Here is an 8,019-nt window from a genome sequence, read left to right as displayed (position 1 = left end):
TGATGGACCTGCCGATGGGCCGGCGCTCGGGACAGGTCGACGCCTTCCTCGGGACCTTCGGCGAGGATCCCTGGAGCCCGTGGCTCGACCCGATGACCGAGCCCTGGGACCTCGTCCGACGACGGCTGCTCAACCAGGTGCCCAGCGCCGACTCGCTCGACCGGGCGACCCGTCGCGCCCTCCACGCGCGCCGTCCCCTGAGCCGCGAGGTCGCGCGGACCTTCGACGACGACCGGGTGCGTCGCATGGTGCTCGACGACGTCGTGCTCGCCGGCGACGACCCGCGCGCCGTGCCCGCTGCCACGGCGGTACGCCACCAGGTCGAGCGGAACTTCGGGCGATGGGAGGTCGAGGGCGGCATGCCGGCGCTCGCCGACGCCCTCGCCCGGCGGCTCGAGGAACGTCGCGTCGACGTGCGCCTCGGGTGCTCTGCGTGGGGCGTCGAGCGCGACACGTCCGGCGTCACCGGCGTCCGCACCGACGACGGGGTGGTGGCGGCCGACGTCGTGGCGTGGTGCGCGCCGACCTGGCCCGACGGACTCCCCGAGCCGGCGCTGCTGCCGCGCATCCCGGCCCACCGGGCACTCGTCCGGCTGTCGCCGGACGCCCCGACGCCCGACCTCGCCCGCGACGTCGCGGTGCACGCCGACCCGCCGCTGCATCTCTGGGAGGGCTCTCCCGGCTGCTGGACGATCGCGCACCACAAGGCCGAGGACCCGCTGATCGCGCTCGTGCGCGTCGGCATCGACCTGCGCGACCGGGTGGTGGAGCGCCACGACCTCGCCCCGGCCGACCTCGTGCGCCTGGGTCACTGGGGCTGGCAGTGGCGAGGCTGGCGCACGGTGCTGCAGCGCCCGGGCCCGACGCTGCCCCCCGGCGTCGTGATGGCCGGCGCGCACGCGCACCCGGGACCCTCGCTGGAGGCGATCGGTCTCGCCACCGAGGCGATCGCCGAACGGCTCGGCGCCGTGCCGCGTCGTCCGGCCACCCCCGCCTGAGCGGGAGTGCGGGTCAGACCAGGCCCTCGCCCCGTAGCGTCTCGAAGATCTCGCGCGTGGCCTTGGAGCGGTTCAGCGTGATGAAGTGCAGGCCGGGCGCGCCCTGGGCGAGCAGGTCGCGACACAGCTGGGTGGCCAGCTCGATGCCACGCGCACGCACCGCCGCAGGATCGTCCTGCACCGGCTCGACGACGTCGAGGACCTCACGCGGGATCTCTGCCCCCGACAGCTCGGCCATGCGGGCGACCTGCGAGAAGTTCAGGATCGGCATGATGCCGGGGACGATCGGCAGGTCGCTCCCGCGGGACCGGACCCGCTCGACGAGATCGACATAGTCCTGCGCGCGGAAGAACAGCTGGGTGATCGCGAACTCCGCGCCCGCCCGGTGCTTCGCGACGAGCACGTCCGCGTCGGGCTCGAGTCCGCCGGCGTCGGGGTGGCCCTCGGGGAACGCCGCGACGCCGACCGTGAAGTCGCCCAGGTCACGGGCCAGCTCGACGAGCTCGACCGCGTGGTCCATGCCCTCCGGGTGGGTCTCCCACGGCGCCCGGGGCCCGCCCTTGGGGTCGCCGCGCAGGGCCAGGACGTGGCGGATGCCGGACGCCGCGTACTGCTTGAGGACCGCCTCGATCTCCGAGCGGCTCTGCCCGACCAGGGTCAGGTGCCCGACGGCGCGGATCCGCGACTCCTCCGCGATGCGCGACGTCACCCGGACCGTGCGGTCCTGGCTCGTCCCGCCGGCGCCGTAGGTCACGGAGACGAACGACGGACGCAGCGGCTCGAGGTCGGCGATGGTGCGCCACAGGACCTCCTCCCCCGCGTCGTCCTTGGGCGGGAAGAACTCGAAGGAGACGCAGGGACGCTGGTCGCGGAGGTCCTCCACGATCGAGTGGGAGGGCACGGGCGCGGGGGCGTCGGTCACGGGCCAACGGTATCGTCCGCGACGTGGTAGCCGCCGATCTTGTCGAGTTCCGAGACGCCGTGGCCGACGAGCTCGAGCGCTTCGCGGCTCGACGCCGCGCCGAGCTCGCCGACGTCGGCACCGACCTCGCCCCGTTCCTCGACAGCGCCGTGGCCTTCGTCGCCGGCGGCAAGCGGCTGCGGCCGCTGTTCTGCCGCGCCGGGTGGCTCGTGGCCGGCGGCGACCCCGACGATCCCGCCCTCGTCACCGCCGCGGCGTCGCTCGAGTGGCTGCAGGCCAGCGCCCTCGTCCACGACGACCTGATGGACGGCTCCGACACCCGGCGTGGGCACCCGAGCGTGCACCGCGACTTCGAGGCACGGCACCGCGCGGTCGAGGGGTCCGTGGGCGACGCCGCACGCTTCGGCCAGGCCACCGCGGTGCTGCTGGGCGACCTCATGCTCTCGTGGGCCGACGAGCAGCTGCGCTCCTCCGGCCTGCCTCGGGTGCCCGAGGCGCTGCGCTACCTCGACCTCTGCCGCTCGGAGGTCGTCGCGGGCCAGTACCTCGACGTGCTGGCGCAGACCCGCGCCACCGTCACCGTCGAGGAGGCCATGACGATCGTGCGGTTCAAGGCCGCCTCCTACACGGTGGAGCGACCGCTGCACATCGGCGCGGCGCTGGCAGGAGCCGACGACGCGCTGGTGGCGGGGCTGAGCGCCATCGCCGTGCCGCTCGGCCAGGCGTTCCAGCTGCGCGACGACGTGCTGGGCGTCTTCGGCGACCCGGCCGCGACGGGCAAGCCGGCGGGCGACGACCTGCGCGAGGGCAAGCGCACGGTGCTGGTGGCCCGTGCCCTCGAGCTGGGCTCCGACGACGACCGTGAGCTGCTCACCCGGCTGCTGGGCACGCGCGAGGGCGTCGCCCCGCTCACCGACCTCATGACCCGCACCGGCGCACTCGCGGCCGTCGAGCGCGACATCGCCCGGCTCGAGGACGAGGTCGACGAGGCGATCGACGCGCTCGGTCCGGCAGCGCGCGACGTCCTGGCACCGCTGGCGCTCAGCGCGACCCGACGCTCCTCCTGAGCACCGCGGAGCGGGCTGCGCGGGCAACTCCCGACGAGGACACGGCCGCGCAGCACCGTCCGCGCGAGGCTGTTCTCTACACTCGTCCCAGGGTCAGCCGGCCTGTGGAGCCGACGTGAGGAGGTCCGGCGTGCCCGTGGCGGTATGGCCGACGTCTTCCTAGCCCGCGACCTCCTCTTGGACCGTCCGGTCGCCGTCAAGGTCATGCACGCCGGGCTCGGCGACGACGAGGAGTTCTCGCAGCGCTTCGAGCGGGAGGCGCGCGCCGCCGCCAAGCTCAACCACCGCGGTGTCGTGGCCGTCTTCGACCAGGGCCGCGACGGCGACATCACCTACCTCGTCATGGAGTACGTACCGGGGCGCACCCTGCGCGACGTGATGCGCGAGGAGGCGCCCATGCGTCCGCTGCGGGCGCTGCGTCTCCTCGCCGACGTCCTGACGGCGCTGTCCGCGGCGCACCGCGCGCACCTGGTCCACCGCGACGTGAAGCCCGAGAACGTGCTCATCACGCCCGACGGCGAGGTCAAGGTCGCCGACTTCGGCCTGGCCCGCGCCGTCAGCGCCGCGACCACCGCCACGGGCGGCACGCTCATCGGCACCGTCTCCTACCTCGCGCCCGAGATCGTCGTCAACGAGGGCGCCGACGCACGCTCCGACGTGTACGCGTGCGGGGCGCTGCTCTATGAGATGCTCACGGGCGTCAAGCCGCACACGGGCGAGTCACCGATTCAGGTGGCCTACAAGCACGTCCACGAGGACGTCGCGCCGCCGTCGCTGCTGCGTCCTGAGCTGCCGCCCTACGTCGACGCGCTCGTCGCCAGGGCCACGGTCCGCGACCGCACGCAGCGCTCGCAGGACGCCGGCGTGCTGCTGCGGCAGGTCCGGCTGGTCGAGCGGGCCCTCGTGGAGGGGCTGGCCGACGACCCCGACCTCACCGCCGACCTCCTGCCGCGCACGACGGCCCCCGACGACGAGCCGACCCGCCCGGTCGTGCTCGAGCACGAGTACCCCGACGGCGCCCTCTCGGGCCCGATGTCACCGTCCGCGGCCTCGGCCCTGGACGACGACGGCGGCGAGACCGTCCTCGTCGACCGCGAGACCGGCGAGGTCGTCGCCCGCGCGGAGCCGACCATGCGCTGGAGCAGCGACACGTGGTCGCGCACCCCCGCCGCCGCAGCGGCTCCCCCGCCGCAGGAGCCGCCCACCCGCACCCGCGACGACCGTGCACGACGACGCGGCCGGCTGCTGCTGGTGGCCACGCTCCTCGCGGCGCTCGTCGCAGCCGGTGCCGGCTACTGGCTGGGCTTCGGCCGCTACGAGGCGGTCCCGCAGCTGGTCGGCCAGGCCGAGGCGCAGGCGGCCGAGGAGGCCAAGGACGCGGGGTTCGAGCTCGACGTCACCCGTCGCGCGTTCTCCGAGACCGCGCCCCTCGGCACCGTCATCTCCACCGACCCCGCCGTCGGCGACCGGCTGCTGCCGGGCCAGAAGATCACGGCGGTCGTCTCCAAGGGCAAGGAGCGCTACGCCGTGCCCGACCTGTCGGGCCGGACCCTCGACGACGCCCGCGCGGCGCTCGAGAGGCGCAACCTGCAGGCCGGTGACGTCACCGAGCGCTACGACGAGACCGTGCCCCAGGGGCAGGTCGTCGCCGTCTCCGGCGTCAAGGTCGGCCAGCAGGTCCGGCGCGGCACCGTGGTCGACCTCGTCGTGAGCCGGGGCCGCGAGCCGATCCAGGTGCCCGACCAGACCGGCCGCACCCGCCAGGAGGCGCGCGCGGCGCTCGAGGAGGCGTCGTTCGCCGTCACCGTGCGCGAGTCCTTCTCCGACGACGTCCCGAAGGACCGGGTCATCAGCCAGACACCGAGGGACGGCACGCTGTTCCGCGGCGACACCGTCACGATCGAGGTGTCGAAGGGCCCGGAGTCCGTCGACGTGCCCGACGTGCTCGGTCGCCCGCGCGACGAGGCCGTGAAGGCGCTCGAGGAGGCCGGCTTCGAGGTCGACGTGCGCAACCGCATCCCCGGCTCCGACCGCGTCGTCTTCCAGGACCCGGGCTCGGGCAAGGCCAAGGTCGGCTCGACCGTCGTCATCTACGTCTGAACGACCGGCGCCCCCGGACCTCGTCCGGGGGCGCCGGTGTCGGCGGGTGCCGCAGGATCAGCGCTGGTGCAGCATGTCGGCCACGAGGAAGGCCAGCTCGAGCGACTGCTCGCGGTTGAGCCGCGGGTCGCACAGCGTCTCGTAGCGCGTGGCGAGGTCCTCGGCGGAGACGCGTCGACCGCCGCCGACGCACTCGGTGACGTCGTCGCCGGTCAGCTCCACGTGGATGCCGCCGGGCCACGTGCCGAGCGCGCGGTGCACCTCGAAGAAGCCGCGGGTCTCGTCGATGACGTCGTCGAACTCGCGGGTCTTGTAGCCCGTGGAGGCCTCGAAGGTGTTGCCGTGCATGGGGTCGCACACCCACGCGACCTCGAGGCCGGCGGCAGTCACCTTCTCCACGAGGGGCGGCAGGAGGTCGCGGATCTTGTCGGCGCCGAAGCGGGTGATGAACGTGATCCGGCCCGGCTCGCGCTCGGGGTTGAGCTTCTCGTACAGCGCGATCGCGTCGTCGGCCGACGTGGTCGGGCCGAGCTTGACGCCGATCGGGTTGGCGATGTGGCTCAGCAGCTCCACGTGGGCGCCGTCGAGCTGGCGCGTGCGCTCGCCGATCCAGACGAAGTGGCTGGAGACGTCGTACGAGCGCTGGGTGCGGGAGTCGACCCGGGTGAGGGCGTGCTCGTACTCGAGGATGAGCGCCTCGTGGGAGGAGTAGAAGTCGACGGAGCGGAACGCGTCGGGCTCGACGCCGATGGCGTCCATGAACGCGAGGGCGCGGTCGATCTCGCCGCCCACCTGCTCGTAGCTGACGCCGACCGGGCTGTTCTTGACGAAGTCCTTGTTCCACTCGTGCATCTGGCGCAGGTCGGCGTAGCCGCCCGTGGTGAAGGCGCGCGCGAGGTTCAGCGTGGCGCTGGACGCGTGGTACACGTCGACGAGACGCTGCGGGTCGTGCACGCGCGACTCGGGCGTGAAGTCGAAGCCATTGACGGCGTCGCCGCGGTAGGCCGGCAGCGTCACGCCGTCGCGGGTCTCGGTGTCGCGGGATCGCGGCTTGGCGTACTGCCCCGCGAGCCGGCCGACCTTGACCACGGGCACGCTGGCGGCGTACGTCAGGACGACGGCCATCGACAGCAGCACCCGCAGCTTGTTGCGCACGTTCTCGGCGGTGACGCCCTCGAAGGTCTCGGCGCAGTCGCCGCCCTGCAGCAGGAACGCCTCGCCGCGGGCCACGGCGGCCATGCGGTCGCGGAGGTCGTCGCACTCGCCGGCAAAGACCAGGGGCGGCATCCGGCGCAGCTGCTCGAGCGCGCGCTCGCGGGCAGCGGGGTCGGCGTAGGTGGGCTGCTGGGCAGCTCCCATCGCGTGGAGGTCGTCGAGGCTCGGAATGCTCACCAGGAGAGTCTAGTGCGGCTCCCCCACCGGCTCGAAACCCGTCCGTCCGAGGGACGCCCGGCGCAGGACGCCCGGCTCACCAGTGCAGCGTGCCGGGCGCACCCTTGAACGGTCCGCCGACGCGCGAGGTGATCCAGCCGCCGTAGAAGTCGCCGTCCTGGGCCTGCACGACCTCGCCGTCGACGGTGCAGCGGTCCATCTGCGCGGGGTACAGCGCCACGTGGTCCAGGAGCACCTCGTAGCCCCGGGTCGGCGTGGGATAGGTCCACGCGCCCGCGGGCACCACGCGGTCGCCCGCCACGAGGTCGAAGTAGGCCGCCTCCCCCTTGTACTCGCACCACGTCCGACGGGCGACGGGCCGCAGCACGCCGTCACGGACGTCGGCGATCGGCAGGTAGTAGGTCGGCGGGTGGCTCGTCTCCAGGACGCGCAAGGCCGACGTGGTCCGCACGACCTCGAGGCCGCCGAGCTCGACGACGACCGTCTCGGAGCTGGGGACCACGGCGGGCGGGCGCGGGTAGGACCAGACGTCCTCCACGTCGGGCCGCCGGGTCCCGTGCTGGTCGTGGTCGTGACCCTCGTACGCGCTCATGCCCGCCGTCCTCCGCTGGTCGCGGGCCCGACGCCTGTGGGCCCTGCTCCCATCGTCGTCGCCCTACCTCCGCCGCGCACGACGAGTGCCGGACCGGGCAGGTGGGCGCGACGACGCGGCGTCACTCGGGCTTGATCTGGTCCCAGACCTCGTCGGACTCCGCGCGCTCGGCCGTCCGCGCCGCCTCGCGCTCGGCCTCGCGGTCGCGCTTCTTGGCGTCCTGCGCGTACAGGTCGACGTACTCCTGGCCGGAGAGCCGCATGATCTCGTACATGATCTCGTCGGTGACGGCCCGCAGGATGAACCGGTCGCCCTCCAGCCCCTCGTAGCGGCTGAAGTCGAGCGGCTCGCCGAAGCGGACACCGGGCCGGGCCATCCGCCCGAAGACCTTGCCGGGAGGAGCCACGACGTCGGTGTTGATGACCGCGAGCGGGATCACCGGCACGCCGGACTCGAGCGCGATGCGCGCCACGCCCGTGCGTCCGCGGTAGAGCTTGCCGTCGTGGGAGCGGGTGCCCTCGGGGTAGATCCCGCAGACCTCGCCCTCCGACAGCAGGCGCAGCTGCGTGGCGATCGCGCCGGCGGCGGCGGACCCGCTCGACCGGTCGATCGGCACCTGGCCGGCGCCGGAGAAGAACTTCTTCTGGAACCAGCCCTTGATGCCGGGGGTCTCGAAGTACTCGGCCTTCGCCACGAACGTCACGCGCCGCGGGATCACCAGCGGCATGAACAACCAGTCGCTGTAGGACAGGTGGTTGCTCGCGAGGATGACCGCGCCCTCCTTGGGCACGTTCTCGGTGCCCTCGGCCCACGGCCTGAAGATCAGCTTCAGCAGCGGACCCAGGGCCAGGAACTTCAGGAACCAGTAGAACAACGTCGCCTCCTCAGCGTCACCCGGACACTACCGCGATCCGGGGGGTGTGCGGCGGCGACACCGTGGGAGAGGAT

At 73.4% G+C, this 8,019-nt stretch carries 7 protein-coding genes; 3 read left to right on the top strand and 4 right to left on the bottom strand.

Annotated elements, in window-relative coordinates; all coding sequences use genetic code 11:
* Positions 1-998: phytoene desaturase family protein (locus tag A6Q81_RS10260; RefSeq protein ID WP_286690373.1), on the top strand; the 998-nt coding region annotated here is incomplete at its 5' end.
* 13 nt (positions 999-1,011) lie between these two features.
* Here the strand turns inward: A6Q81_RS10260 and metF are convergent.
* Positions 1,012-1,920, bottom strand: coding sequence for a methylenetetrahydrofolate reductase [NAD(P)H] (gene metF / locus A6Q81_RS10255; RefSeq protein ID WP_236749718.1), 909 nt, complete (start codon positions 1,918-1,920; stop codon positions 1,012-1,014).
* Between the two features lie 23 nt (positions 1,921-1,943).
* On the opposite strand from metF, the gene A6Q81_RS10250 reads away from it, so the two are divergent.
* The gene (locus tag A6Q81_RS10250; RefSeq protein ID WP_286690372.1) at positions 1,944-2,987 is read left to right on the top strand and encodes a polyprenyl synthetase family protein; all 1,044 of its coding nucleotides are present in this window, start codon (positions 1,944-1,946) and stop codon (positions 2,985-2,987) included.
* 144 nt (positions 2,988-3,131) lie between these two features.
* Entirely contained in the window at positions 3,132-5,087 is a 1,956-nt protein-coding gene (pknB, locus tag A6Q81_RS10245; protein ID WP_286690371.1) for a Stk1 family PASTA domain-containing Ser/Thr kinase, read from the top strand.
* A gap of 57 nt (positions 5,088-5,144) precedes the next feature.
* Here the strand turns inward: pknB and A6Q81_RS10240 are convergent, their stop codons facing one another.
* From A6Q81_RS10240 to A6Q81_RS10230, 3 genes are all read right to left on the bottom strand, one after another.
* The gene (locus tag A6Q81_RS10240) at positions 5,145-6,482 is read right to left on the bottom strand and encodes a class II 3-deoxy-7-phosphoheptulonate synthase (RefSeq protein WP_353681415.1); all 1,338 of its coding nucleotides are present in this window, start codon (positions 6,480-6,482) and stop codon (positions 5,145-5,147) included.
* A gap of 73 nt (positions 6,483-6,555) precedes the next feature.
* Complete coding sequence (locus A6Q81_RS10235) at positions 6,556-7,071, bottom strand: DUF427 domain-containing protein (RefSeq protein WP_067858322.1); 516 nt, start codon at positions 7,069-7,071, stop codon at positions 6,556-6,558.
* A gap of 121 nt (positions 7,072-7,192) precedes the next feature.
* A complete protein-coding gene (locus A6Q81_RS10230) occupies positions 7,193-7,945 on the bottom strand; it encodes a lysophospholipid acyltransferase family protein (protein ID WP_067858325.1) in 753 nt (250 codons plus the stop codon).
* Positions 7,946-8,019 lie beyond the last annotated feature (74 nt).

Origin of the sequence: Aeromicrobium sp. REDSEA-S38_B2 (genome assembly GCF_001628525.1) — a bacterium.
Classification (GTDB): Bacteria; Actinomycetota; Actinomycetes; order Propionibacteriales; family Nocardioidaceae; genus Aeromicrobium; species Aeromicrobium erythreum.
Note: the sequence above shows the minus strand (reverse complement) of the source record. Positions and strands in the feature narration are given on the sequence as shown.